Below are 26,276 nucleotides of genomic sequence, written 5' to 3' on the forward strand. Positions count from 1 at the left end.
CTCCCACTCTTTCGAGCAGCAGGAGAACCCCCAGCATGACCGAGACGCCCACGTCCGCGCACCTGCGGCCCGTACCCGACATAGACCGTGACGACGAACTCCCCGCCGTGCCGGTCGCGGTGGACAACCCCAACCTGCCCGACCCGAAGGTCACCATCGAGAAGCGCAAGCCGGTCCTCGCGGGGTGGCTGACCAACCGCCGCGACTTCCTCGCCACCGCCCGCCACGCGGGCGCGAACGTTGGCTACGCCGCGCTCTACCACGGTGTCCGCGTCCCCGTGTACGCCGGACGGCTCGCGCTGATGTCGCCGCGGGGAGCGTGCCGGTTCATCGCCTCGACCAACCGGTGGGTGTGGGACCGGGAGGCCGCGCCGCTGCGGGACTACGCGGTGCGGACCGAGGACGTCGAGGAGTACATGCGGCTGGCCCGGCTGCGGTCTGGGCGGATCCGGCTGCGCGGTCTGGTCACCCTGGTGGCCCTCGTGTTCGGCGCCGGGTTCGCGCTCTGGCTGTACGTCGTCGCCCCGGTCTACCTGTTCGTGTTCGCGGCCGGCGGGGTGCTGCTGCTGGGCACGGCAGGGCAGCAGCCCGACGCCCCGGTGGTCGGCCCGGCGGTGCTGAAGACCGAAATCCAGAAGCTCACCGGGTCGATCGTGCTGCGGGGCCTGGACTCGATCGGCAACGCGAAGATCTCCGCCGCCATCAAGAAGGGCGGCGACATGAACGGCCTGCGGTTCACCAGCGAGATCGTCCGCGACGGGCCCGGCTACCGCGCCGACCTCGACCTGCCCTACGGCGTGACGCCCGAGGACATCATGGAGGCCCGCAAGCCCCTGGCCTCCGGCCTGCGCCGCAAGGTCGGCTGTGTGTGGCCCTCACCCGATCCGACCGAGCACGAGGGACGGCTCGTGCTGTGGGTCGGGGACAAGCCGATGAACGAGACCACCAAGCCCGCCTGGCCGCTGCTGAAGACCGGCACGGTGGACCTGTTCAAGCCGGTGGTGTTCGGCAACGACCAGCGGATGCGGGACGTGACGGTCACGCTCATGTTCGCGGCCGTCGTCGTCGGCTCCGTGCCCCGCATGGGCAAGACGTTCCTGATGCGGCTGCTGCTGCTCATCGCCGCCCTCGACCCGCGCGCGGAGATCCACGCGTACGACTTCAAGGGCACCGGCGACTTCGGCGCCCTGGAGCCGGTCTGCCACCGCTACCGCGCCGGCGAGGAGGACGACGACATCGGCTACGTCGTCGAGTCCCTGCGCGAGCTGAAGGAGGAGCTGCGGCGCCGGGCGAAGGTCATCAAGTCCCTGCCGCGCTCGCGCTGCCCGGAGTCGAAGGTCACCCCGGCCCTCGCCGACGACAAATCCCTCGGCCTGCACCCGATCGTCGTCGGGTTCGACGAGTGCCAGGTGCCCTTCGAGCACGCCGAGCACGGGGCGGAGATCGAAGCGATCTGCACCGACCTAGTCAAGCGCGGGCCCGCGCTCGGGATCGTGACCCTGTTCGGCACCCAGCGCCCCGACGCGAAGTCCCTGCCCACCGGCATCTCCGCCAACGCGATCCTGAGGTTCTGCCTGAAGGTCATGGGGCAGCCCGCCAACGACATGGTGCTGGGCACCTCGATGTACAAGTCCGGGTACCGGGCCACGATGTTCTCCCGCTCCGACCGCGGCATCTGCTGGATGGCCGGCGAGGGCGACGACCCCCGCATCGTCGCCTCCGCGTTCGTGGACGCGGTCGCCGCCGAGCAGGTCGTCACCCGGGCCCGCAAGGCCCGTGAGGAGTACGGCAACGTCACCGGCCACGCCATCGGCAAGGGCCCCGACAAGACCGTCAGCACCGACATCCTCGCCGACGTCCTCGACGTCATCGCCGAGGGCGAGAAGGCCGTGTGGTGCGAGCGGATCGCCACCCGCCTCGCCGGCCTCCGCCCCGACACGTACGCCGGGTGGAAGGGCGAGAACGTCACCGCCGCCCTCAAGCCCCACGGCATCAAGCCCGGCCAGGTCTGGGGCACCACCGACGACGGCAAGGGCGCCAACCGGCGCGGCATCGACCGCACCGACATCACCACCGCCATCACACGCCGTAACAGCCAGCGGACCGCCGCCTGACCCCAGCACCACCGCTAGACCTAGCAGCGCCCGCCGCTAGGTCTAGCACCCGCGCTAGCACCCCAAAGGGGTCCTGACCTGCCCACTAGCGTCTAGCAGTCCACCTGCGAAAACCCCTGGAAACCGCCCCATCGACGGGATGGAGACCCCATGACGGCCCTCGCTAGTCTCGCCGCCTTGCTCACCCTCGCCGGTTACGCACTGTTGTGTGCGGCCTCGCCGTTCGGGACCTGCCGCAAGTGCCGGGGCCTGGGCGGCAAGGTCGTCCTCGACCGCAAGGGACGCCCCAAGCGGGCCAAGCCCTGCCGCCGCTGCAAGGGCCAGGGCAAGCGGCTCCGCGTCGGCCGGCGTCTGCACAACCACAGCCGTGCCATCCACCGCGCCGGCACCCGTTGAACGTCTTGGGACCGGTGGCCGCCCGCCTGTCGGCAGACCCCCGAAGGTAGGCCCTCGCCAGCACGACCACCGGTCCATGTCCCCGAGCTTGCGAGCACCCGGGGCCCGCGCAGCCTACCCACCCACCACACCTTGCGATCAAGGGAGTTCCGGCATGGCCGTCACCGTCTCGCTCGTCGTGCTCTTCGGACTCGTCCTGTTCTTCCTCCTCCGCGCCGGAAACCTCGGCTACGGCTCCGCGTTCACCGCCGCCATGTTCGGCTTCTTCCTCGCCTCCACCGGCGCCGCGAAGCCCATCAACCACCTCACCGCCACCTTCGTGGACGCCCTCTCCAACCTCTGACCCACCCCAAACAAGAAGGGCGGCCCCCGTCTCGCCAAAGCCGGGGCCGCCCTGTTCCAGACCGCTACCAACGAACTGGAGACACCCAGCATGACCCATGCGAACCAGATCCGACGAGACCGCACGGTGGTGGCCGCGTGAACAGCCTCGCCATCAACGCCATGGCCCTCGCCGACGGCGCCCTGCCCGTTCTCCCCCTCGGGGCCGACAAGCGCCCTCTCGGAAACTGCCCGGACTGCGCCGACCTCGCCTGCGGCGGCCGGCCGAACATGAAGACCCCCGGCCCGTGCGTCTGCCCGTGGCCGTGCCACGGCTGGGCCGCCGCCACCACCAACCCCCGCGTCCTCGCCTCCCGCCAGTGGGGCCTGGCCTGGCGGCGGGCACGGGCCATCGGCTACCACCCCGGCGGCGCCCGGGTCACCGTCGTCGACCTCGACAACACCGCCGCCGTCGACTGGGCCCGCGCCACCCTCCCGCCCACCACGACCGTGCCCACCACCCGCGGGGAGCACTGGATCTACTCCGGCACCGTCCGGTCCGTGAACGCCGTCCGGCCCGGCGTCGACATCAAGTCCCTCATGTCCTACGCCCGCTGGCTCGGCCCCGGCGAGGGCGCCATGGCGGATGTCCCCGCCGCCGTGCACGCGCTGGTCGAGAAGAAGCCCGCCGTCGTCCGGCCGGTGCCCGGCGCTGTCGCCGTGCCCGCCCCGGCCGGGGGTGGACAGTGCCGTCACCGCTCCCCGGCCTACCTGGAGCGCGGGATCGCCATGGCGGAGCAGCGGATCACCGACGCGGCGAGCGGGGTGCACGCGACGGTGTACGCCACGTTCCTGGCGGTGCTGTCCGCGCACGGCCGGTGCGGCTGCCTCACCGAGGCCCACATGGCCCGTCTGTTCACCGCCGCGCAGGCCAAGGGCGAGTCCCCCCGGCACTGCACGGACGCCTGGGTCAACGCCACCACGGCACTGGGGATCTGACCATGTCCGAGGACGAGAAGAACCCGGCCCGCGAGGTCATCACCGACTACGCCCAGGCCCACTTCCGGTACTTCCGCACCGTCGACGGCACCGTCTACGCCCAGCGCAACGGCCACCCCGTCGCCCGCCCGATCCGCTCCCAGGGCACGACCGGCAGCCACCGGCAGGAACTCATGGTCGGCCTGTTCCGCGACGGGCACGGCGTCTTCAACGGAACCGCCTTGAAGGAGGCACTCGACTTGATCGAAGCACTCGCGCTCACCGAGGACGTCCAGCCCGTCCACATCCGCGTCGCCCCCGGATTCGACGGCGCCACCTGGCTCGACCTCGGCCGCGACGACGGCCAGTCCGTCCGCATCCACCCCACCGGCTGGGACATCCTCACCCCCGACCCCCGCGAGGTCTGCTGGCGCCGCACCCAGCTCACCGGCGAACTCCCGCTGCCCGTCAAGGACACGAACGGCAAGGGCGTCGACGCGTTGATGCGGCTGTGCAACTTCTCCGACGCCCGCGCCGAGTCCCTGGCCCTCGCGTGGCTGGTCGGCTGCCTGGGCCCCGACGTCCCGGTACCCGCCCCGTTCCTCACCGGCCCCCAGGGCGCCGGGAAGTCCACCGCCGGGAAGATGCTCGTGCGGATCATCGAGGGCATGAGCGGCGACCTCCGACGGGCCCCGAAGGACGAGGAGAACCTGATCACCGCCGTCGCCGCCGGGTGGGTCACCGGCCTGGACAACCTCTCCCACCTCGGCCCCGACCTGTCCGACCTGATGTGCTGCATCGTCACCGGCGCTGAGAACATCAAGCGCGCCCTGTTCACCGACGGCGACGTCGTCCGCGCCCGCTACCGCCGGCCGATGCTGCTGACCGGCATCGACGTCGGCGTCATCCGCCCCGACCTCGCCGAACGCCTCCTCCCCCTCCGCCTGGAGCGCCCCCGGGTGCGGCGGACGGAGGCGGAGTTGTGGGCGGAGTTCGCCCAGTCCCTGCCGGTGATCCTCGGGTCCGTCCTCGACCTCGCCGTCGAGGTCCGCGCCGCCCAGGCCGACATCCCGACCGACCTGCGCATGGCCGACTTCGCCCACCTGTGCGCGCAGCTCGACACCGCCCGAAACTTCGGCGCCCTGGACGCCTACCGGGCCAGCCTGGACGACCTCAACGACGACGTCATCGAGGGCGACCTCCTCGCCCAGACCGTCCTCAAGCACGCCGCCGGCATCGAGCCCGGCACCGACGTCCGCATGACGTCCGCCGAGTGGCTGCACGGCCTGACCCAGCTCTACACCGGCGAGGGGGAGTTCCGGCCCCTGCCCAAGGGCTGGCCCACCACCGGCAAAGTCCTCTCCGACCGTCTCAAGCGCCTCCAGCCCGTCCTCGCCGCCCGCGGCGTCCTCATCGACTGGGGCCGCACCAAAACCGCCCGCTACATCGAGATGACCCGCCCCAAGCCCACGCAGGACGAACAGCAGGAACTGCACTGAGCCGCGCCCCGTACCGGAGCTACGACAGGCGGAACCCACCGAGCTGGTAATCGAGGTCAGCCTTGAACTCCAGCCGAGGGACCGCGGCTCGCATGGCCGCGTAGCGCTCAGGCGCGACCGGATACACGGCGGTGGCGAGGAGTTCGTCTTCCCCTCGCTCCGGAAAGAGCGTGCTGAGGCTCAGGATCTCGTCTCTCGTCAGAGCGGTGACATGGGCCGCGACCTCGTCACCGTCCCACCCGATGAGTTCCCAGCCCAAGTCTTCAACATCGTGATCGAGCATGCTGCTCACACTACGAGCAGGCCCCAGTGACGCCTACAGCGATATCCACAGGGGCCCGGCCGCCCACGGAAGGGCCGCGGCCCACCCCGGCCCCGGTTCGGCTCACCGCACAGGCAAGAGGAGCACCCCCGGCCCATCGGCGGCGGGTGCTCCTCTTGCTCTTCGGCGGCTTGCCGCCGCCCAAGGGGCGTGCCGCTTCGCGGCTCCCCATTCACGCCTGAAGGCGCGCACAACAACAGAACACAGGCCCCACTTTTTCCTAAGTAGGAAGACCCTGCGTCACCTGCGTCACCACGCCCCCGAAAACCTGGCCTGACCTGCGCCAACGAGGGTGACGCAGAGCCTGAATCTCTGCGTCACCCTTCGTCACCTGCGTCACTTCATGACGGACAGCTGCGTCACCGATGACGCAGCCCGTCACCGTCTGCGTCACCGAAACCCGCAGGTCAACGCACCGAGTGACGCTGATGACGCGATGACGCAGAAATCCTCACCTCGGACACACACGCCTGCTGCCCGCTCTGGCACCGGCCCATCTCTTGCCAGTCCCGAGCGGCCTTCACGACCTAAGGAGTCGCATGGCACGTCAGCCGATGCTCAAACTCCCCGAAGTACTGGCGGAGCTCCACATGAGCCGCGCCGCCTTCTACCGGATGCGCGCCCGCGGCGATGGCCCGCGTCTGCTCAAGCTCCCGAACGGTCAGCTCCGCGTTCGTCGTTCGGACCTCGACTCCTGGCTGTCCCAGTGCGAGGAAGCCGCCGCCTGACCCGTCCCGCAACGAGGGGGCCCGCCGCTGGTGGGCCCCCTCGCCTATCTGGAGAGACATGCTCACGTACGACGTGGAATTCTGGTCCATCCGCCAGCGCAACCGCCCGAAGCCGTTCGAGCTGCGGTGGCGGGTCGGTGAACGCAAGCACTCCAAGAGCTACAAGCTCAAGCCGCAGGCTGAGGGCCGCCTGAACGAGCTGATGTCCGCTCTGCGCAAACGGGAGCAGTTCGACGAGGAGACCGGCCTCCCGGTTTCCGAGCTTGAGGTGCTGACCACGCCCACCTGGTACGAGCACGCCACCGCGTACGTGCTCATGAAGTGGCCGAAGGCGGCGGCAAAGCACCGCGCGAGCATCGCCGAGACGCTGGCCACCATCACGCCAGTGTTCGCGTCCAGCTCGCGAGGGGCCCCGAAGCCCCCTGTGCTGCGGAAGGCGCTCTACGGCTGGGCCTTCCGCGCGGTACGGGACGAGGAGGGGACCTTGCGGCTGCGGCACCAAGTCGAAGAACCGCCGGCCGACGTCGCCGCCGCGCTCGCCTGGATCGCCGAGCACACGTACAAGATGACGGAGGTCGCCCGGTCAGACCGGCTGCGGACCGCCCTGAACGCCATCTCCGTGAAGCTCGACGGGAACCCCGCCGCCGACAACACGGTGAACCGCAAGCGCATGGTGCTGAGCAACGTGCTGCGGTACGCCGTCGAGCGAGCGATCCTGCCCGCGAACCCCCTGGGCAGGGTGGACTGGACGGCCCCGACGACGGACGACGAAGTCGACTTCCGGTACGTCCCCAACCCGAAGCAGGCCGCCGCCCTTATCGAAGCCGTGCGGCAGATCAGCGACAGGGGCGAGCATCTGGCCGCGTTCTTCGGGTGCCTCTACTACGCCGCCATGCGCCCCTCGGAGATCGCGGCCCTACGGGATGCGGACTGCACGCTGCCGGAGTCCGGATGGGGCGAGCTGGTCCTCGCTGGAAGCCGCCCCGAGGTCGGCTCCGGCTGGACGGACGACGGGAAGTCGTACGACGAGCGGGGCCTGAAGCGGCGAGCACGGAAAGCCACCCGTCCCGTGCCGATCCCCCCGGTGCTCACGGCGATGCTCCGCGAGCACCGAGACCGGTACGGGGTGGCGGCGGACGGCACGCTGTTCCGGGCCGCCGAGGGCGGACGGGTCAACTCAACGGAGTACTGCGCGCTGTGGGACGCGGCCCGGCTCAAAGCCCTCTCGGCGAGGGAGGCGGAGACGCCCCTCGCCGACGTGCCGTACTCCCTCCGCCATGCCGGGGTGTCCCTCTGGATCAACTCCGGCGTGGACCCGGTGGAGGTCGCCCGGCGGGCCGGCCACAGCCTCACGGTCCTCTTCCGGTTCTACGCCAAGATCCTGCGGGGTCAGCAGGACAAGGCGAACGCCCTCATCGAGCAGGGGCTCAACGGCGGCTGAGGAGCCGATCCTGGCCCACGTCTGGCCCACACGCGCTGGTCAGGACCGGGATACGGGCGAATCAGGGTGAGACAAGGTGCACGCAGAGGGCGGGCCCCGGGATCCGGGACCCGCCCTCTGACCAGTCTCTTCTCTGACCTGCAAGCGGTGGGTGTGGGATTTGAACCCACGGTGACTCGCGCCACGACGGTTTTCAAGACCGTTCCCTTAGGCCGCTCGGGCAACCCACCTGCGCTCCCGCCCGCTTGGGGCGGAGCGGCTACAGCGTACCGGGTGGGGAGAGGAGGAGGGGGCCGGGAGGCGGCGGGCGCCGCGAGACCGGCCGGATCAGCGGACTAGAGTCCCTTCACATCATCTCCACATTTCTTGAGAAGAACAGAGGGACGCACGGTGCAGGGCACGATCGACGGGTTCAGTTACGGCATGGTCACGCCCCTCGTGGGCTATGTGATGGCCTGCCTGGGCAGCGCGCTGGGGCTGCGCTGCACCGTGCGGTCGCTCGCGACCGGGCGGGCCCGGAAGCCCGGGTGGCTGGCGCTCGGCGCCACGTCGATCGGGTGCGGGATCTGGACGATGCACTTCATCGCGATGCTCGGCTTCGAGGTGGGCGAGACGGCCATCTCGTACGACGGCGGGCTGACCTTCCTCAGCCTGCTCGTCGCGGTGCTCGTCGTCGGCGCCGGCGTCTTCACCGTGGGCTACCGCGGCGCGCGGCCGGTCCCGCTGCTCACCGCCGGCGTCTTCACCGGACTCGGCGTCGCCGGGATGCACTACCTGGGCATGGCCGCCATGCGCATGGACGGCTCCCTCACCTACGCGCCCGGCGTCGTCGCGCTCTCCGTCCTCATCGCCGTCGTCGCCGCGACCGCCGCCCTCTGGGCCGCCGTCTCCGTCCGCGGCTTCCTCGCCAGCCTCGGGGCGAGCGTCATCATGGGCATCGCCGTGACCGGCATGCACTACACCGGGATGGCCGCCGTGGGCGTCCGGGTCGCCCATGACGCCCACGCCGCCTCGGGCGAGGGCTCCTCGGCCGTCGACGTGCTGCCGCTGCTCGTCGGCCCGCTGATCTTCCTGGTCCTGGCCGCCGCCGTGGTGATGCTCGACCCGATGCTCATCATGGGCGACGAAGAGTCCGCCGCCGGGCCCGCCCGGCGCATCGACATCGGCGACATCCAGACCGGCCTGAACGCCGACAACAACTGGGGCGTCACCAGCGGGAGCCCGGGGCGCGAGCTCTAGGCCGCCGCGCGGACCGACGGAGACGGCGCCGGGGGTGCTCCCCCGGCGCCGTTCCACGTTCCCGACCGCGTGTCCCCGGACCGCGTGTCCCCTCCCGCACGTCCCCTCCCGCGCGTCTCGGGACCTCGTGCCCCACGCCCGCGCGTCCCCACGCGCGCGTGGGGACGGTCAGCTGTCGCCGGTGCGCTCGCCGAGGACGACCGTCGTCGTCGCCTTCTTGCCGTCGCGCTCGTAGGTGATCTTCACCGAGTCGCCCGGCTTGTGGGTCCAGATCTCGCTGATGAGGGACGGGCCGCTGTCGATCGGGTGGTCCCCGAAGGCCGTGATCACGTCGCCGGGCCGCAGGCCCGCCTTGGCCGCGGGGCCGCTCGGGGTGACCGCCGCCGTGCCGCCCGCGCCCTGTTCGGCGATCCTCGCGCCCTCGCCCTGGTCGTTCATGTTCACGGTCGCGCCGATCACCGGGTAGACCGGCTTGCCGGTCTTGATCAGCTGCTCGGCCACCGCCTTCGCCTGGTTGACCGGGATCGCGAAGCCGAGGCCGATGGAGCCCGCCTGAGACTGGCCGTAGCCGCCGCCGGTGGACTGGATCGCCGAGTTGATGCCGATGACCGCGCCGGCCGCGTCGAGCAGCGGGCCGCCCGAGTTGCCCGGGTTGATCGACGCGTCCGTCTGCAGGGCGCTCATGTACGAGTTGCTGCCGCCGCCGTCGCCCGAGGCCACCGGGCGGTTCTTGGCGCTGATGATGCCGGTCGTCACCGTGTTGGAGAGGCCGAAGGGCGCGCCGATCGCGATCGTCGAATCGCCGACCGCCACCTTGTCCGAGTCGCCCAGGGGCAGCGGCTTCAGCCCCTTCGGGGCCTCCTTCAGCTTGATCACGGCCACGTCGTAGCCCTCGGCCCGGCCGACGACCTCGGCGTCGTACGTCCTGCCGTCCGAGAAGGTCGCGGAGAGGGTGCCGCCCTCCGCCGCCGACGCCACCACGTGGTTGTTGGTGACGATGTGGCCCTCCTGGTCGTAGACGAAGCCGGTACCGGTGCCGCCCTCGCCCTGGGTGCCGCCCGACTTGGCCTGGATGGTGACCACGCTCGGCAGCGCCTTCGCGGCGACCGCCGCGACCGTGCCCGGCTCCCTCTTGAAGGAGGCGGGCGCCTCGCCCGAGACGACCGTCGTCGACTCCGGGCCCCGGTCCTCGCGCTGGGCGGCCCAGTAGCCGATGCCACCGCCGATGCCGCCGGCGACGAGCGCCGCCACCAGGACCGCCGCGACGAGACCGCCGCCGCGCTTGCGCGGGGCCGCGGGGAGGGCCGGGACCGGCTCGCCCCAGGCCGGCACGGCCGGAGGCGCCGGAGGCCAGCCACCGGCCCCGGCGGCCGCCACGGCGGGCGCCGGGGCGTGCGCGGGCGCCGAAGCGGGCGCCTGCGCGACGGTGGCCGGGTCGGGAGCGGGCGCGGCGGACGGAGCCTGCGCCGGCGGTACGGAGGGGGCCGGCGGCTGGACCGGCGGCTGGATCTGCGTCGGGGCCTCCGGCGCGGGCGCCCCGGCCTGCTGCGGCGCCGGCGCGGCGGGGGGCGTGGCGGGGACGGGCGGCGTGGCGGGGGCGGACGGGGCCGTCGGGTCCGCCGGAACCTCGGTGCCCTCGTTCTCGGTGCTCACAGCTCGCTCTCCTCGTTCACAGCGCGGGGACGGTGATACTCGCTCCAGGGTGCTGGACACAGCTTTTCCCACCCGGCGTCAGGCCGCGGTAAGGCGGAGCTGTGCGTCCGCACCCCCTTCTTTATAACCGGGCAGAACGGACAGGTCTGGTGTGCCCGCCCCGCCCCGCCAATGGCACCATGACGCGGTGACCCACGCACGGCAGCAACCGCACCCCGGCCCCGTCCAGGTCGTCGCCCACCGAGGGGCTTCGGAGGACGCGCCGGAACACACCCTGGCCGCCTATGTGAAGGCCATCGAGGACGGCGCCGACGCCCTGGAGTGCGACGTACGGCTCACGGCCGACGGCCACCTCGTCTGCGTCCACGACCGTCGCGTCGACCGTACCTCGAACGGCCGCGGGGCCGTCTCCACCCTCGAACTCGCCCACCTCTCCTCGCTGGACTTCGGCGCCTGGAAGCGGTTCAAGGAGCGCGAGGACTCCGGCGAGCCGGGGGAGAGCCCGGACTGGGGCGATCCCGAGTACACCTCCGTCCTCACCCTGGAACGGCTCCTGGAGCTCGTCTCCGACGCCGGGCGGCGGGTCGAGCTCGCCATCGAGACCAAGCACCCCACCCGCTGGGCGGGCCAGGTCGAGGACCGGCTCCTCGCGCTCCTGAAGCGTTTCGGCCTGCACGCGCCCGTGGCGGCCGAGGAGTCCCCGGTCCGGGTCATGAGCTTCTCGGCCCGCTCGCTGCAAAGGATCTCGACCGCCGCGCCGACGCTCCCGACCGTCTCCCTCACCCAGTTCGTCACCCCCCGGCTGCGCGACGGGCGCCTGCCCGCGGGCGCGCGCGTGGCGGGGCCCTCCATCCGGATCGTCCGTCATCATCCAGCCGTCATCCTGCGGCTCCAGAAGGCCGGTCACCAGGTCCACGTCTGGACGGTGGACGATCCGGAGGACGTCGAGCTCTGCCTGCGGCTCGGGGTCGACGCGATCATCACCAACCGTCCCAAGCAGGTCCTGGAGCACATCGGCCGCTCCTGAGCCACGGGCCCGGGCGCCCCGCCGGGGGCGGTCGGGGGGAGCACACCGGCGCGTTCGGCGCGTACGCGATCGTCACTTGTGCTCCACCCCACCCGGAACAGGCGGTTTCCGGTCGCGGTCCCCGGGGCATCCACACGGTGGCGTGGGGCGAAGGAGGTCTCGGGGGTGGCGTTGGTGGTGGCACAGAAGGTGCCCACGTCGTCGAGCATGGCCGTACCCCATGGCCCTGCGGGCGTGGGGGAAGCGCGACACCGGATGCGGGACGAGCTGTACCGCGGCGGGGTGTCGGAATCGGTCGTCGACGACGCGGTCCTGATCCTGTCCGAACTGCTCAGCAACGCCTGCCGGCACGGCAGGCCGCTGGGCCGGGGCGACCGGGGCGAGGGCGACGTGCTGGCGGCCTGGCGGCTGGATCCGTCGGGCGGACTGATGGTCGAGGTGACGGACGGAGGCGGTCCCACGAGACCCGCCCCGTCCACGCCCTCGGTCACGGCACGCGGCGGACGCGGACTCCACATCATCGGTGCCCTGGCCCAGGACTGGGGCGTGCGCGACAGCGCGACGGGCGAGGTCACCGTCTGGGTGCGCGTGACGGAGGGCCACCGCCGCGAGGACTTCGCGGCCCGGGTCGGCTCCGGCTCCGGATTCGACCTCCTCGACGCGTACGACGACCTGGACTGACGACTCCGAGGGCCCGCCCCCGAACGCCCGTCCTTAGGACCCGTCGCGAGCGCCCGTCCCGAGGTCCCGTCCCGAGCCGCCCGTCCCGAGCCGCCCGTCCCGAGGAAGCGCTTCGACGGACGGTCCCGGGGAGGGCGCGGACGGCCGGCCCCGGAAGACGGGCCCAGGAGACGGCCCCGCCGGTCGGTCGGCCCCCGGCCGGTCCGGCCCGTACGGCTCCGGCTCCGGGTCCGGCGCCCGCGCCGCCGGAGCCGTACCGACGCGCACCGCGCCATCGGGTGGTCGTGGCACGGCTGAGCTCCCGGGGCCGCGCGGACGGCTAGGCTCGCGCCCGACACAGCACCGCGATCGGGAGAAAGCCACACCATGGCCAAGAAGCGCCCCCAGACGAAGGCCGCCAAGAGCGGCCAGGCACAGGTCACGAACGGGGAGATCCCGGTCGTCGGCGCGCGCGAGCCGTGCCCGTGCGGTTCGGGCCGCCGCTACAAGGCGTGCCACGGCCGGGCCGCCGCGCACGCCGCGACCGAGCACGTCCAGCGCCCCTTCGAGGGCCTGACCGGCGAGTGCGACCTGGTCGCGCTGCGCGAGCTGGTGCCCGCCGCCACCGTGCCGCTCACCCTCAAGGGCGGCCTGCCCGAGGGCGTGCCGTCGGTGACGCTCGCGACGGTCCTGCCGATGGCCTGGCCCGCGCTCCGCCGCGACGACGGCTCCGTCCTGCTCGCCCTGCAGAACGACGGCACTTCCGGCGACCTCGCCCGCGACCTCGCCGACACGCTCCAGCGCGCGCTGGAGACCGAGCCGGGCAACCCGGTGCCGCCGCGCCGCGTCGACCCGGAGGGCCCGCGCCTGCAGGACCTGCTCGACGCGGACGCCGCCTTCGTGCCCGAGGTCCACACCGGCTTCGAGTTCTGGATCCCGCAGTCGGCGGACGGCGCCGACCCCGAGGTCGCCGCCTCCCTGGAGCGGGCCAACGCCGCCGCCATCCCGACGGTGAAGCTGGCCTCGGTCGACGCCGCCTACTGGTGCGAGACCCCGGAGAAGAACCACCTGCGCTGGGTCATGCCGCACCCGGAGGAGAAGCTCCTCGACGCGCTCGCCCGCCTGCACGTCGCCGGCACCACCTCGCTCGGCCCGGACACCCGTCTCGTCGGCTCCTTCCGCGCCCACGGCCTGATGGTGCCGGTGTGGGACCTGCCGTCGGCGATGACGGCCGAGGAGTGCGAGAAGCCCGCCGCCGAGTTCGCCGAGCGGCTGGCGGAGGCGCTCGGCGTCGACACCCCGCTCACCGCCGAGGAGCGCCGGGCGCGCGGCGGCCTCACGAACCGTCAGGTCACTCTCAGCTGATACCCCAGGTGGTATCGGTGACTGACAGACCGACCAGTCGGTGACTTCCGCCACAGCGGAACCTACGGAGCGGTAATTCCCTGTCCGAATAACCGAGATCGAATTTGCGAACAGCAGATCTCTTGTTACCGTTCTGGAAGCCCGGTCGCTGGTGCATCCCCCGTCGCCAGCGACCGGGCGTTTCCATGCCCGCCCCGCCTTCGCGCCGGGGCCGCTTCTCAACTCGCTTCGTCGTCGGCCGTGTTGCTGCCCGAGCGGAGCAACAGCGGCGCATCGCCGCCCTCGTCGCTCCCCGCGAATTCCGCCACGGCCGTATACGAGGTCGCCGCTCCCGTCCCCGGTTCCCCCGGCGTCTCACAGGTATCCGGCTCATCCCGCGCGGACACCGCGCAGCGCACCTGGACCGTCCGCCCTCCGGGCGCCATGAGGGTCAGAATCGCGTCGATCTCCCGGCCGGTGGCATTGCGGTAATAGGTGCGCGCCCAGACGTCCGGTCCCTCGGAGAGGACACAGGTCTGCGCCTCGACGCCCTCGGGCGAGGCGACTTCGGGACCGCAGCGGCTGATCCGCTCGGGCGCCCCGGCGGAAGCCGCGGCGGCCTTCCCGCGTGCCGGCGCCGCCGGGGAGGACGGGGCGCTCCCGGGCGCACGGGCCTCCCGGTCGAGCCCCAGGTCACCGATCAGCTCCCCCACCGGTCCGCCCTCGCCGCCGCCCGGACCACCGCCGCCCTGACCCTCGGCGCCCGGGCCGTCGGCGTCCGGAGCACCGACGGCCGGAGTGCCGGCGCCCGGACCGCCGGGCTTCGCGTCGGCCGATGCCGGGGGCGCCGCCTTCGGCGGGGTCTCGGCGCCGTCGCCCGCCTTGGCGGCCAGGGGCACCAGGACGGCGATCGCGACGGCGGTGCCGAGACCGGCCATGCGGAGGTGCGCCGGGCTCAGCCGACTCATGCGACCCACCTGCTCTGTTCGGGAGACGATCGAGGACGGTGGGGCGAACCTACCGGCGCCGGACGGGCGCCCGGCGGGCCGCGCGCCCGATTCCCGTACGCGTCGGCCCGGGACACACCCGTTCGGGTGAACGGGGGCGGGCGGCGGGCTCACCCGGCACGCGCGCGTGGACCCTTCCGTACCGGGGCCGGCTCAGTACGCGAGCCGGCTCCCGCCGCCCGGCGTGGCCGTGCTCGCCGCGACCAGGGCGTCGACGACGGCCTCCACGTCCGGCAGCCACGGGCGGGCGGAGCCCGCGAGCGGAGCCCGCTCCCAGCGGACCTGTCCGGTGCCCGCCGTGGACGGCGGCAGCAACAGATAGCCGCCCTCTCCATGGAAGCGCAGCGAGCTGGGCACGCTGTCCTTCGCGTACAGCAGCTCGCCGAGCCGTTCGAGGCCGTACGGGGCGACCAGGATCGACCAGCGGGTCGGCGTCGCCACCACCGGGCCGAGCCGCATGCCCATCGCGTCGAGGTCCCGCAGGGCGCGCGCTCCCGCGAGGGCCGGGAGGCTCACCGCGCACGGGGCGCGCCCGCCGGTGGCCAGCAGGACCGGGGCGTCCGGGCGCCGGGTCCACCACCAGCGGATCATCCGCTCGTCGGTGGTGGCGGCCAGGAGACCGGGATCGAAGGGGTGGGCGCCGGGGACCACGCAGCCGGCGTCGGGGCAGGCGCACACCGGTCCGTCGCCGCCGGTCCGGGTCCCGCCTCCGGGCCCCCCGGCCGCGCCGCCGGCGCCGGGCTTCCGCGCGCGGCCCGCACCGGACCGCTCCGCGCCGCCGGCTCCGGTCCCGGACCGCAGGCCGCCACGGCCGGAGGTCTCCGCCGTGCCGGCGGCCTCCGCCAGGCCCACTCCCGGCAGGACGGGCCAGTCCCACCCGACCGCGAAGGCGACCGCCGCTTCCTGTCGTGCGGTCCTCGCCTTGCGCCGGAACCGGAGCCTGCGTCGCCTTCCGAGGATCTCGCGCATGAGCGCTCGTTCCTTTCCGTTGAACGCCGAATCCACATCACACCATGTGCGTATCTCTTCACCGTGCGTATCAGCGCGTACAGCGTCGGCGGTGCGTCGCCCCGCTCGGAGCGGGGCCGGCCGGAACGGGGCCGGGTCACAGTCAGGTCGAAGCCGGTTCAGAACACGATCCCCGCCACGCGGGGACGGGCCGCGGCCTGCGGCACGTACGACGCCGGGGTTCCGCTTCTCGATCCCGGGGCGCTGTCAACTGCCCCTGCCTGTCATCGATTACGTACCCCACACGCTCAGGATGACGCGCTTTCAAACGACGCCAGTCGACCGCAAATGGTGCACACCGGGGGCAATTTTCAGCCAACTTCAAGCCCACTTCAATCCCTGTGCACGACCTCCTGGAACGCCTCCCGGACACCACAAGTCCCACGGGGACAATGCTGGACATCGCTCCTCGGGTGCGTGTACATGTGGAGACATCGAGCGGTGCTCTATGACATGGGGGTTTGCGATGCCATGGCGACAAACGCACCGGTCGGAAAGCCGACCGAGATGACTTCCCCACACCTGCCGAAGCACCTTGCGAAAGTGGCCGGAATCGACTCCACGGTTCCCGCTCCACAGCACACTAAGGCGCCCCTCGCGGGCGTCCCCGCCGCCGCGGCACCGGCCGACGCGGCCCCCGCGCCCGGCGCGCTGATCACGGACCGCCTCGCCGGCTGGGTCTCCGACCTCACCACCCTCCACGAATTCACCGAGCGGCTCATCAGGACCGCCACCCTCGACGACGCCCTCCACGAAGTCCTCGCCGCGGGAGCCGCCCTCGTGGGAGCCCGCCGCGGCATGGCCGTCCTCGAACCCGCCGACGGCCTCGGCCCCACCACCACCGTCGGCCTCGGCCTCGCCCACGCCGACCTCGGCACCATCGAGACCGTCCCCCGCGGCGCCACCAGCTACGGCCGTCTCCTCGACGGGCTCCCCGACCCGGCGGACCCGCGCGGCCCCGCCCGCGTCCCCGACCCCATCGCCATCCCCGACGTGCGCACCGAGGAGGGCCTCGACCCCCGCCACCGCGAGGTCGCCGCCCGGCTCGGCTACGCCGCCAGCTACGCCCTCCCCCTCGCCACCGAGGAGGCCGGCCGGATCGGCGCCGGCGTCTGGCTCTACGACGAACCGGCCGCGCCCACCGACCGCCAGCGCCACCTCGTCGGCCTCTACGGCCGCTTCGCCACCGAGCACCTCGCCCGCCTCCTCCAGGTCGAGCGGGCCCGCGTCCAGGTCTCCACCGTCGCCGAGGAGCTGCTCCCGAGCCGGCTCCCCCGCGTCCCCGGGGTCCGGCTCGCCGCCCGCCACCGCACCGGCCCCCGGGGCGGCGGCGACTGGTACGACGCGCTCCCGCTGCCCGAGGGCGCCCTCGGGCTCTCCGTCGGCTCCGTCTCCGGCACCGGGCCGAGCGCGCTGGCCGCGATGGGCCGGCTGCGCGCCTCGCTGCGGGCGTACGCGGTGATGGAGGGCGAGGATCCGGTCGCCGTCCTCTCCGACCTGGAGCTGCTGCTCCGGCTCACCGAGCCGGCCCGCTCGGCCACCGCCCTCTTCGCCCACGTCGAACCCGCCCGCCGCCGGCTCGTCCTGGCCGGCGCCGGGCACGCCCCGCCGCTGCTCATCGGCAAGCGCCGCACCGAGTACGTGGAGACCTCGCTCTCCGCCCCGCTCGGGATGCTCTCCTGCTGGGAGGCGCCCAGCGTGGAGCTGGAGGTCGCGCCTGGAGAAACGGTGCTGCTCTACACGGACGGGCTGCTGCGGCGTACCGGCGACCCCGTCGACCGGGCCTTCGCCCGGCTCCACGCGGCCGCCGCGAGCGTGCCCCGGGCGGACCGGGACGACCCGGGCGCCGTCGCCGACCACGTGCTGCGGACCGTGCTCCCGGACGGGCTCGGCCCCGCCCCCGAGGGCGAGGACGTGGTGCTCCTCGCCGCCCGCTTCGACTGAGCGCGCGGGTGACCAGGCGGTAACGGGTCTTCCGGCCCTGGGCCCCCTTCCGCACGACCGTACGATGGAGGGGGTTCAGTGTCGTACCAAGAGGAGGCAGACCCGTGGCCGAAGAGCTCACTCCGGAGACCCCGGACGAGGCCGAAGAGCCGATCAAGCAGCGGAAGAACGGCCTGTACCAGGGCGTGTCCGACGAGCTCGCCGAGAACATGAAGTCCGGCTGGGCCGACACGGAGCTGACCGGCCTCGCGCCGATCCCGCAGGCCGCCGAGACCGCCGCGCGCCGCGCCGCGCTCTCCGCCCGCTTCCCGGGCGAGCGCCTGGTGATCCCGGCCGGAAACCTGAAGACCCGGTCGAACGACACCGAGTACAGCTTCCGCGCCTCCACCGAGTACGCGTACCTGACCGGCGACCAGACGCACGACGGCGTCCTCGTCCTGGAGCCGACCGGGGCCGGGCACGACGCCACGATCTACCTGCTCCCGCGCTCGGACCGCGAGAACGGCGAGTTCTGGCTCGACGGCATGGGCGAGCTGTGGGTCGGCCGCCGCCACTCCCTCGCCGAGGCGGAGCAGCTGCTCGGCGTCCCGGCGAAGGACGTGCGCGAGCTGGCCGCCGCGCTCACCGAGGCCACCGGCCCGGTCCGCGCCGTGCGCGGCCACGACGCCGGCATCGAGGCCGCCCTCGCCGACAAGGTCACCGCCGAGCGCGACGAAGAGCTGCGCGTGTACCTCTCCGAGGCCCGGCTGATCAAGGACTCCTTCGAGATCGCCGAGCTGGAGAAGGCCTGCGCCTCCACCGCCCGCGGCTTCGAGGACGTCGTGAAGGTCCTCGACAAGGCCGAGGCCACCAGCGAGCGCTACATCGAGGGCACCTTCTTCCTCCGCGCCCGCGTCGAGGGCAACGACGTCGGCTACGGCTCCATCTGCGCCGCCGGCCCGCACGCCTGCACCCTCCACTGGGTCCGCAACGACGGCGCCGTCCGCTCCGGCGACCTGCTCCTGCTCGACGCCGGCGTCGAGACCACCGAGCTGTACACCGCCGACGTCACCCGCACCCTGCCGATCAACGGCCGGTACACGGAGATCCAGCGCAAGATCTACGACGCCGTGTACGAAGCGCAGGAGGCGGGCATCGCCGCGGTGAAGCCCGGCGCCGCCTACCGCGACTTCCACGACGCCGCCCAGCGCGTGCTCGCGGAGAAGCTCGTGGAGTGGGGCCTCGTCGAGGGCCCGGCCGAGCGCGTCCTGGAGCTGGGCCTCCAGCGCCGCTGGACCCTGCACGGCACCGGCCACATGCTCGGCATGGACGTCCACGACTGCGCCGCCGCGCGCACCGAGGCGTACGTCGACACCACGCTGGAGCCGGGCATGTGCCTGACCGTCGAGCCGGGGCTCTACTTCCAGGCCGACGACCTGACCGTGCCGGAGGAGTACCGCGGCATCGGCGTCCGGATCGAGGACGACATCCTCGTCACCGAGGACGGCAACCGGAACCTGTCGGACCAGCTGCCGCGCCGCTCCGACGAGGTCGAGGCGTGGATGGCGGCCCTGAAGGGCTGACGGCCGCGTGCGGGCCCCGTCCGGTGACCACCGGGCGGGGCCTTCCTCATGCCATCAGCAGGGACGGGCTGTCCTTCCACTTGAGGATCTTGTCGAAGCTGACCACCGCGCCGCCCCGGCCCGAACGGCCGAAGTGGACGTGGTCGGAGAGCTCCTCGATCAGGCGGAGGCCGCGGCCGTCCTCGGCGTCCGGACGGGCCGCCGGGGCGGGCGCCGCCGGCCCGCCGGGGAAGCCGGGACCGGCGTCCGTCACCTCGATGCGGCAGGTCTCGCCGTCGAGGAAGGCCGTCACCCGGTACGCCTCGGAGCCCCGGCCCGCGACCGGGCCGCCCCCGTGCTCGACCGCGTTGGCACACGCCTCGGTGAGGGCCACCGACAGGTCGTAGGACACCTCGGGATCGACCCCGGCCGTCTCCATGGTGCCGAGGAAGAGGCGCCGGGCGAGCGGCACGCTCGCGGCCTCGCGCCGCAGATGGAGTGACCACCAGATGCTCATGCTCCAGCCTCCCGGCAGCGGCTCGACATACCCCTAGCTATTGCCGCCGGCGGCGGTCCGTAAGCGCGCGGAAGCGTCAAGAGCGCCCGTTCGGCGGATGCGAGGGGCCTCGGACCCGGTGTATGTCCGCCCTAACACCCCCAAGAACGACCTTGCGGACCTGCCTCATGGAGGCGGGCGCCCTGGTGCGATGATGGGGCCGCCATGTCTGCCCCCGCGCTCGCTCCACGGCTGCTGAGGGCCGCGGTGTTCACCGCGGTCTGCGTCGTGCTGTCCGCGCTGGGACACGCGCTCGCCGCCTGTGCGGGCATCGCCCTGTGGACCCTCCTCGCCGGACTCCTCGGCGTCTTCGGGGTCACGGTCCTGCTCACCGGGCGCGAGCGCTCCCTCGGCTTCGTCGTCGCCGCCCTCACCGGCGGACAGCTCGGCCTCCACCTGCTCTTCGGCCTCGGCCAGCGGCAGCTCGCCCTGAGCGCCCAGGCCGACGACGCGCTCGTACGGATGGCCGCCAAGCTCGTCTGCGGGGCGGGCGCCGCCTCCCTCACCCCCGGCGACGCCGCCGGGATCCTCAGCCGCGCCGGCATCGACCCGGCCGCCGCCGCGCACGCCCACGCGGGCATGCACGCGGCCGGTGCGGCGCCCGGCGACGCGCTGCTGCCGAGCCTGCCGATGCTCCTCGGGCACCTGCTCGCCGCCCTGGTGGCCGGCTGGCTGCTGCGCCGGGGCGACCTCGCCCTGGTCCGGCTCGCCGGACTCTCCGAACAGCGGGCGGCCGAAATCGCCGAGGGCAGCCTGGTGCGCGCCCTGCGCACCGCGCTCCAGCTCGTCCGGGCCCTGCTCGCCGGCCTGGCGGCGCTGGCCCCGGCCGGTCCGCGCGGCCGGACCCGCACCGCCTTCGACTCCTCGCCGCCGCCGGTGGCGGGGGCACTCCAGCACACGGTGATCCGCCGCGGCCCGCCGGCCGCCGCCTGCGTCCTCGCAGCCTGACGCGGTCCGCTCCACGGGGAGCGGGACCGCGCCCGTCCGCGCCCGTCCGCCCGGCTCCGCCCGTGGCTCCGGGGCGCAGGACCGGACCGCCTTCCCTCTCCGGGGTCCCTCCGCGGACCCCCTCACCGAGCCGGAGTGTCTCTCCATGAACCTGTCCCGCGTCGCCCTCGCCGCCGGCACCGCCGCCGCCTCCGTCGTGCTCCTCTCGGGCACGGCCTTCGCCCACGTGAGCGTGCAGCCGCAGGGCGAGGCCGCCCAGGGCGGCTACGCGACCGTGAACGTCAAGGTCCCGAACGAGCGCGACAACGCCTCCACCGTGAAGCTGGAGGTCAACTTCCCGCTGGACCACCCGCTCGCCTCCGTCATGCCGCAGCCCGTCCCGGGCTGGAAGGCCGAGGTCACCAAGACCAAGCTGGACAAGCCGCTGACGCTGCACGGCAAGCAGATCAACGAGGCCGTCTCCAAGGTCACCTGGACCGCGGACGGCTCGAAGATCGGCCCCGGCCAGTTCCAGCAGTTCCCGCTCTCCCTCGGCCGGCTGCCGGAGGACACCGACCAGCTCGTCCTCAAGGCCGTCCAGACGTACGACAACGACGAGGTCGTGCGCTGGATCGAGGAGCAGAAGGGCTCCGAGGAGCCCCAGAACCCGGCCCCCGTCCTGAAGCTCTCGCCCGCGGGCGAGGACCACCACGGCGGCGCCGCCACCTCCGCCGCGCCCACCGCCTCCGCCTCCGGCGACGCGAAGGCCGGTCACGGAGCCGACGGCGACCACGCCACCACCGAGACCGCCTCGGCCTCCTCCACCGACACCATGGCCCGCGTCCTCGGCGTCGTCGGCATCCTCGTCGGCCTCGCCGGCGTCGCCTTCGGCGTCCTCGCCGGCCGCCGCCGCTCGGCCTGACGGCCCCTCCCGCCCGGCACGCCGGCACCCCCGGCGTGCCGGCACCCCCGGCACGTCCAGCACGTCCAGCACTCCGAAAGACAGTCACCGCAATGTCCACAGAGAAGACGTCCCCGTCGCAGAGCGGCGGGGACGGCACCACCGGCCGCCCCGGGCGGCGCACCCCGCTGATCGTGGCCGCCGTCGCGATCGTCGCCGCCCTCGGCATCGTCGCCGCGGTCGGCCTCGGCGACGACACGAAGGACACCGCGTCCTCCGGCGTCGCCCAGATCGAGGGCGTCACCGAGAAGACCCGGGCCGCCACCGTCCTGGACCGACCCTTCACCAAGCCCGACCTCGTCCTCACCGACACCAAGGGCGAGCGCTACGACCTGCGCGAGCGCACCAAGGGCAAGGCGACGCTCATCTACTTCGGCTACACCAACTGCCCCGACGTGTGCCCGCTGACGATGAGCAACATCGCCATCGCCAAGAAGCAGCTCCCAAAGGCCGACCAGGACAAGATCCAGGTCGTCTTCGTCACCACCGACCCCGAGCGGGACACGGCCGCCTCGCTGGCCAAGTGGCTGCCGGGCTTCGGCGACGCGTCCTTCACCGGGCTCACCGGCGACTTCTCGGCGATCCAGGCGGGCGCCCGCTCGATCGGCATCGGCATCGACCCGCCGAAGAAGGAGAAGGACGGCACCGTCGTCTCCATGCACGGCGCCCAGGTCGTCGCCTTCTCCCCCACCACCGACCAGGGCTACGTCCTGTACGGGGAGGACGCCACCGTCGACGACTACGCCAAGGATCTGCCGAAGATCATCAAGGGGGAGAACCCGTGACCCGCCGCACCACCGCCCTGTCCGCCGCCGTGGCGCTCGCCGCCGCGCTCGCGCTCACCGGGTGCTCGTCCGACGGCGGGAAGCCCGAGCTGAAGGTCAGCGGCGCGTACATGCCCCAGCCCGTGATGGACATGGCCGGCGGCTTCCTCACCATCGAGAACACCGGTGACACCGCCGACAGGCTCACCTCGGTCACCAGCCCGCTCTCGGACGACGTCACCATGCACGAGACGAAGAACCAGAAGATGCAGATGGTGAAGGCCTTCGACGTCCCCGCGAACGGGGAGCTGAAGCTGTCCCGGGGCGGCAACCACCTCATGTTCATGGAACTGAAGAAGAAGCCGAAGCAGGGCGAGAAGGTCAGCGTCGAGCTGCACTTCGAGAAGGCCGACCCGATCACGGTCGAGCTGCCCGTCGAGGCCACCAACCACAACCCGCAGCAGCACTGAGCTCGTTGACGGAGTGAAACTGTGACGACACCCACCGCCCCGCGCCTCGGCACCGCCCTGTCCCGGCTGCTCGTTCTCGCGGCCGCGCTCCTGGGCGTGCTCCTCGCCGGCGCCGCCCCCGCCTCCGCGCACGCGGCGCTGACCGGGAGCGACCCGCAGGACGGGGCGGTGGTCGCTACCGCCCCCAAGGAGGTCGGCCTCACCTTCTCGGAGCAGGTCGCGATGAGCCCCGACTCGATCCGGGTCCTCGACCCCTCGGGCCGGCGCGCCGACACCGGCGAGATCATCGACCTGTGCAGCGGCGCCGTCGTCAAGTACGGCGTGGCCCTGCGGGCCGGCCTGCCGGACGGCACCTACACCGTCGCCTGGCAGACCGTCTCCGCCGACAGCCACCCCATCGCCGGGGCCTTCACCTTCTCCATCGGCGCCCCCTCCGCCACCTCGGTCGCGCTGCCCGACCAGGCGGCCGGCGGCGGGGTCGTCGGCGCCCTCTACGGGATCGCGCGCTACCTGTCGTACGCGGGCTTCGCCGTCCTCGTCGGCGGCGGCGCCTTCGTGCTGCTGTGCTGGCCGCGCGGGGCGAGCGTGCGGCCCGTGCAGCAGACCGTCGTCCGGGGCTGGCTGGTCCTCACCGGCGCCACCCTGCTCATGCTGCTGCTGCGCGGTCCGTACACCGGCTCCGGCAAGCTCGCCGACGTCTTCGACCTGGGCGGGCTCCAGGCCGTGCTCCAGACCAAGACCGGGGCGGCGCTCACCTCCCGGCTGCTGCTGCTCGGGGCGGCCGCGCTCTTCGTCGCCGTCCTCTTCGGCGCGTACGCCCGGCGCACCGACCCCAAGGAGCGCAAGGACCTCGTCTTCGGTCTGGGCCTCGGCGGCACCGTGGTCGCCGTGGGCATCGCCGGCACCTGGGCGCTGGCCGAGCACGCCTCCACCGGCATCCAGCCCGGCATCGCGATGCCGGTCGACGTCCTGCACCTCCTGGCGGTCGCCGCCTGGCTCGGCGGGCTCACCACCCTGCTGGTCGCCCTCTACCGGGCGCCCTCCGTGGAGCGCGCGGCGGTCGAGCGCTTCTCCCGGGTCGCCTTCGTCTCGGTCGCCGTCCTGGCCGCCACCGGCCTCTACCAGTCCTGGCGCCAGGTCGGCTCCTGGTCCGCCCTCACCGGCACCCGGTACGGACAGCTGCTCCTGGTGAAGATCGGCCTGATGGCCGTGCTCGTCGGCATCGCCTGGATATCCCGCCGCTGGACCCGCCGCCTGGCGGACCGGACCCCGGCGCTTCCGGAGCCGGAACCGGAACCGCGAGGTGAGACGGATCCGGAGCCGGAGGGCGAGGAAGAGGGCCCTGAGGACGAGGGCCCTGGGGACGAGGGCCTTGAGGACGAGGGCCCTGAGAGCGACGCCGCCGAGGAGGAGGCCCCCCAGGAGGCGACCGACCCCGAGCGGGCCGCCCAGCTCGCGCGGCAGCGGGCCGCCGTGGCCACCGCCCGGCAGAAGAAGGCGCGGGACGCGGATCCCGAGCGGACCGGGCTGCGCCGCTCGGTGCTGACCGAGGCCGCCGTCGCCGTCGTCCTGCTCGCCGTGACCACCGTCCTCACCTCCACCGAGCCCGGCCGCACCGAGGAGGAGGCCGCCCGGACCGGCGGGACGACGGCCGGCTCGACCGCGGTGCCCGACCGTCCGGTGGACTTCCGGCTCCCCTTCGACACCGGCGGCGTGGACGGCGAGGGCGTCGTACGGCTCAGCCTCGACCCCGGCCGCACCGGCGCCAACGCCCTTCACCTCTTCGTGGAGCGCCCCAACGGCAAGCCGCTGGACGTCCCCGAGATCAAGGTGAACCTCACCCTGGAGGAGAAGGGCGTCGGCCCGCTGCCCGTCGCCCCCGACCGGATCCAGACCGGACACTGGAGCGCGAGCGGCGTCCAGCTCCCGCTGCCCGGCGAATGGCGGATCCAGGTGACGGTCCGTACCTCCGAGATCGACCAGACCACCATCGAGAAGAACGTCAAGATCGGCTGAATGCCCGTGAGCAACCCCGTGACCGGCCCCGCGTTCGACGGCGCCTCCGCCCCCGGAGCCGCCTCCGCCTCCGACAGCGGCCACCTCGACATCTCCCGGCGCCGGCTGCTCGGCACGGTCGGCGCGGCGGGCGCGGCCGGCCTGGTGATCGGCGCCGCCGGCGGTGCCGGGATCGCGGCGGCCGTCTCGGACGACGGCTCCGCGACGACCGGAGCCGGCGGCTCCCGCGCCCTCGCCTCGGTGGGGGCCACCGAGGTGATGTTTCACGGGAAACATCAGCCGGGGATCACCACCCCGCTCCAGGCCCGCGGCCATCTCGTCGCCTTCGACCTCGCGCCGGGCGCCGGGCGCAAGGAGGCCGCCGCGCTGCTGCGCCGCTGGTCGGCGACGGCGCGCACGCTGATGGCCGGGGAGGTCCCGTCGGGGGACACCGGGATCGCGCTGGACGCGGGCCCGTCGTCCCTCACGGTCACCTTCGGCTTCGGACGCACCTTCTTCGACCGGACCGGCCTGGCCGCCCGGCGCCCGGCGCAGCTCGACCCGCTGCCCGCCTTCTCCTCCGACGCGGTCGACCCGAAGCGCTCGGAGGGCGACCTGTGGGTGCAGATCGGGGCGGACGACGCCCTGGTCGCCTTCCACGCGCTGCGCGCGCTGCAGAAGGAGGCCGGGGACGCGGCCCGGGTGCGCTGGCAGATGAACGGCTTCAACCGTTCCGCCGGGGCGACCGCCCGCCCGATGACGGCCCGGAACCTGATGGGCCAGGTCGACGGCACCAACAACCCGAAGACCACCGACCCCGACTTCGACCGGCGGATCTTCGTCCCCTCCGGGGCGACCGGCGCGCAGGACTGGATGGCGGGCGGCTCCTACGCGGTCGTCCGGCGGATCCGGATGCTCCTGGACGACTGGGAGGGGCTGTCGCGGGAGAAGCAGGAGCGGGTCATCGGCCGCCGCAAGGCGGACGGGGCCCCGCTGTCCGGCGGTTCGGAGACCACCCCGCTGGACCTGGACAAGAGGGGCCCGAACGGGAAGCTCGCCATCCCCGACAACGCCCACGCCCGGATCTCCGCCCCCGAACAGAACGGCGGCGCGGCGATGCTGCGCCGGCCCTTCTCCTTCCACGACGGGATCGGCGCGGACGGCACCCCGGACGCGGGGCTCCTCTTCGTCTGCTGGCAGGCCGACCCGCTGCGGGGCTTCGTGCCGGTGCAGCGCAAGCTCGACCGGGGCGACGCGCTGTCGGCGTTCATCCGGCACGAGTCCAGCGGGCTCTTCGCCGCGCCGGGCGGAGCCGCCGAGGGCGAGTACGTCGGCCAGCGGCTGCTGGAGGGCTGAGACCCGCCGGCCGCCGGCGGCCGGC

The 26,276-nt window shown here is 73.1% G+C and carries 24 protein-coding genes and 1 tRNA gene; 19 read left to right on the plus strand and 6 right to left on the minus strand.

The window, feature by feature from the left end:
* Window positions 1–35: 35 nt before the first annotated feature.
* The 5 genes from ACF1ED_RS29290 to ACF1ED_RS29310 all read left to right on the plus strand — a co-directional run bounded on the left by ACF1ED_RS29290 (window position 36) and on the right by ACF1ED_RS29310 (window position 5,308).
* Entirely contained in the window at window positions 36–2,114 is a 2,079-nt protein-coding gene (locus ACF1ED_RS29290; RefSeq protein WP_391765476.1) for a cell division protein FtsK, read from the plus strand.
* Window positions 2,115–2,264: 150 nt separating this feature from the next.
* A complete protein-coding gene (locus ACF1ED_RS29295; protein ID WP_391765478.1) occupies window positions 2,265–2,510 on the plus strand; it encodes a hypothetical protein in 246 nt (81 codons plus the stop codon).
* 154 nt (window positions 2,511–2,664) lie between these two features.
* Window positions 2,665–2,853: a hypothetical protein gene (locus ACF1ED_RS29300; protein WP_391765479.1), complete on the plus strand. Its 189-nt coding sequence runs from the start codon at window positions 2,665–2,667 to the stop codon at window positions 2,851–2,853.
* A 161-nt stretch (window positions 2,854–3,014) separates the two neighbouring features.
* Window positions 3,015–3,830, plus strand: coding sequence for a DNA primase (locus ACF1ED_RS29305; protein WP_391765614.1), 816 nt, complete (start codon window positions 3,015–3,017; stop codon window positions 3,828–3,830).
* Window positions 3,831–3,832: 2 nt separating this feature from the next.
* Entirely contained in the window at window positions 3,833–5,308 is a 1,476-nt protein-coding gene (locus tag ACF1ED_RS29310; protein WP_391765481.1) for an ATP-binding protein, read from the plus strand.
* 19 nt (window positions 5,309–5,327) lie between these two features.
* Here the strand turns inward: ACF1ED_RS29310 and ACF1ED_RS29315 are convergent, their stop codons facing one another.
* Window positions 5,328–5,591: a hypothetical protein gene (locus tag ACF1ED_RS29315; RefSeq protein ID WP_391765483.1), complete on the minus strand. Its 264-nt coding sequence runs from the start codon at window positions 5,589–5,591 to the stop codon at window positions 5,328–5,330.
* Window positions 5,592–6,169: 578 nt separating this feature from the next.
* Between ACF1ED_RS29315 and ACF1ED_RS29320 the strand changes: the two genes are divergently transcribed.
* Both ACF1ED_RS29320 and ACF1ED_RS29325 read left to right on the plus strand, forming a co-directional pair.
* Window positions 6,170–6,358 carry a helix-turn-helix transcriptional regulator gene (locus ACF1ED_RS29320; protein WP_391765485.1) on the plus strand — a complete coding sequence of 63 codons (189 nt, stop codon included), beginning with the start codon at window positions 6,170–6,172 and terminating at the stop codon, window positions 6,356–6,358.
* A gap of 58 nt (window positions 6,359–6,416) precedes the next feature.
* Entirely contained in the window at window positions 6,417–7,799 is a 1,383-nt protein-coding gene (locus tag ACF1ED_RS29325) for a tyrosine-type recombinase/integrase (RefSeq protein WP_391765487.1), read from the plus strand.
* Window positions 7,800–7,944: 145 nt separating this feature from the next.
* On the opposite strand, the gene ACF1ED_RS29330 is transcribed toward ACF1ED_RS29325, so the two are convergent.
* Window positions 7,945–8,029, minus strand: a tRNA-Ser gene (locus ACF1ED_RS29330).
* Window positions 8,030–8,189: 160 nt separating this feature from the next.
* On the opposite strand from ACF1ED_RS29330, the gene ACF1ED_RS29335 reads away from it, so the two are divergent.
* Entirely contained in the window at window positions 8,190–9,038 is an 849-nt protein-coding gene (locus ACF1ED_RS29335) for an MHYT domain-containing protein (RefSeq protein WP_391765489.1), read from the plus strand.
* Window positions 9,039–9,206: 168 nt separating this feature from the next.
* Here ACF1ED_RS29335 and ACF1ED_RS29340 read toward each other — a convergent pair whose 3' ends face one another.
* Window positions 9,207–10,691: a S1C family serine protease gene (locus ACF1ED_RS29340; RefSeq protein WP_391765491.1), complete on the minus strand. Its 1,485-nt coding sequence runs from the start codon at window positions 10,689–10,691 to the stop codon at window positions 9,207–9,209.
* A 187-nt stretch (window positions 10,692–10,878) separates the two neighbouring features.
* On the opposite strand from ACF1ED_RS29340, the gene ACF1ED_RS29345 reads away from it, so the two are divergent.
* The 3 genes from ACF1ED_RS29345 to ACF1ED_RS29355 all read left to right on the plus strand — a co-directional run bounded on the left by ACF1ED_RS29345 (window position 10,879) and on the right by ACF1ED_RS29355 (window position 13,743).
* Window positions 10,879–11,718: a glycerophosphodiester phosphodiesterase gene (locus tag ACF1ED_RS29345; protein ID WP_391765492.1), complete on the plus strand. Its 840-nt coding sequence runs from the start codon at window positions 10,879–10,881 to the stop codon at window positions 11,716–11,718.
* Between the two features lie 78 nt (window positions 11,719–11,796).
* Window positions 11,797–12,399, plus strand: coding sequence for an ATP-binding protein (locus ACF1ED_RS29350; RefSeq protein ID WP_391765494.1), 603 nt, complete (start codon window positions 11,797–11,799; stop codon window positions 12,397–12,399).
* 366 nt (window positions 12,400–12,765) lie between these two features.
* Complete coding sequence (locus ACF1ED_RS29355) at window positions 12,766–13,743, plus strand: DUF5926 family protein (protein ID WP_391765495.1); 978 nt, start codon at window positions 12,766–12,768, stop codon at window positions 13,741–13,743.
* 218 nt (window positions 13,744–13,961) lie between these two features.
* Here ACF1ED_RS29355 and ACF1ED_RS29360 read toward each other — a convergent pair whose 3' ends face one another.
* Window positions 13,962–14,690, minus strand: coding sequence for a hypothetical protein (locus ACF1ED_RS29360; RefSeq protein WP_391765497.1), 729 nt, complete (start codon window positions 14,688–14,690; stop codon window positions 13,962–13,964).
* A gap of 192 nt (window positions 14,691–14,882) precedes the next feature.
* Window positions 14,883–15,698, minus strand: coding sequence for a bifunctional DNA primase/polymerase (locus ACF1ED_RS29365; RefSeq protein WP_391765499.1), 816 nt, complete (start codon window positions 15,696–15,698; stop codon window positions 14,883–14,885).
* A gap of 492 nt (window positions 15,699–16,190) precedes the next feature.
* On the opposite strand from ACF1ED_RS29365, the gene ACF1ED_RS29370 reads away from it, so the two are divergent.
* Both ACF1ED_RS29370 and ACF1ED_RS29375 read left to right on the plus strand, forming a co-directional pair.
* A complete protein-coding gene (locus tag ACF1ED_RS29370) occupies window positions 16,191–17,681 on the plus strand; it encodes a PP2C family protein-serine/threonine phosphatase (RefSeq protein WP_391765501.1) in 1,491 nt (496 codons plus the stop codon).
* A gap of 104 nt (window positions 17,682–17,785) precedes the next feature.
* Complete coding sequence (locus tag ACF1ED_RS29375) at window positions 17,786–19,243, plus strand: aminopeptidase P family protein (RefSeq protein WP_391765503.1); 1,458 nt, start codon at window positions 17,786–17,788, stop codon at window positions 19,241–19,243.
* Between the two features lie 46 nt (window positions 19,244–19,289).
* Here the strand turns inward: ACF1ED_RS29375 and ACF1ED_RS29380 are convergent, their stop codons facing one another.
* Complete coding sequence (locus tag ACF1ED_RS29380) at window positions 19,290–19,739, minus strand: ATP-binding protein (protein ID WP_391765505.1); 450 nt, start codon at window positions 19,737–19,739, stop codon at window positions 19,290–19,292.
* Between the two features lie 204 nt (window positions 19,740–19,943).
* On the opposite strand from ACF1ED_RS29380, the gene ACF1ED_RS29385 reads away from it, so the two are divergent.
* The 6 genes from ACF1ED_RS29385 to efeB all read left to right on the plus strand — a co-directional run bounded on the left by ACF1ED_RS29385 (window position 19,944) and on the right by efeB (window position 26,251).
* Window positions 19,944–20,726 carry a hypothetical protein gene (locus ACF1ED_RS29385; RefSeq protein WP_391765507.1) on the plus strand — a complete coding sequence of 261 codons (783 nt, stop codon included), beginning with the start codon at window positions 19,944–19,946 and terminating at the stop codon, window positions 20,724–20,726.
* Window positions 20,727–20,871: 145 nt separating this feature from the next.
* Window positions 20,872–21,627 carry a YcnI family protein gene (locus ACF1ED_RS29390; protein ID WP_391765509.1) on the plus strand — a complete coding sequence of 252 codons (756 nt, stop codon included), beginning with the start codon at window positions 20,872–20,874 and terminating at the stop codon, window positions 21,625–21,627.
* A 92-nt stretch (window positions 21,628–21,719) separates the two neighbouring features.
* Window positions 21,720–22,451, plus strand: a complete 732-nt coding sequence (locus ACF1ED_RS29395; protein ID WP_391765511.1) for an SCO family protein — start codon at window positions 21,720–21,722, stop codon at window positions 22,449–22,451.
* Window positions 22,448–22,900 carry a copper chaperone PCu(A)C gene (locus ACF1ED_RS29400; RefSeq protein WP_391765513.1) on the plus strand — a complete coding sequence of 151 codons (453 nt, stop codon included), beginning with the start codon at window positions 22,448–22,450 and terminating at the stop codon, window positions 22,898–22,900. Before ACF1ED_RS29395 ends, ACF1ED_RS29400 begins: the two co-directional genes overlap by 4 nt.
* 21 nt (window positions 22,901–22,921) lie before the next feature.
* The gene (locus ACF1ED_RS29405) at window positions 22,922–24,916 is read left to right on the plus strand and encodes a copper resistance protein CopC (RefSeq protein WP_391765515.1); all 1,995 of its coding nucleotides are present in this window, start codon (window positions 22,922–22,924) and stop codon (window positions 24,914–24,916) included.
* A complete protein-coding gene (gene efeB, locus ACF1ED_RS29410; protein WP_391765517.1) occupies window positions 24,917–26,251 on the plus strand; it encodes an iron uptake transporter deferrochelatase/peroxidase subunit in 1,335 nt (444 codons plus the stop codon).
* The last annotated feature ends 25 nt before the right edge of the window (window positions 26,252–26,276 follow it).

Origin of the sequence: Streptomyces sp. NPDC014656, assembly GCF_043084305.1 — a bacterium.
Taxonomy (GTDB): domain Bacteria; phylum Actinomycetota; class Actinomycetes; order Streptomycetales; family Streptomycetaceae; genus Streptomyces.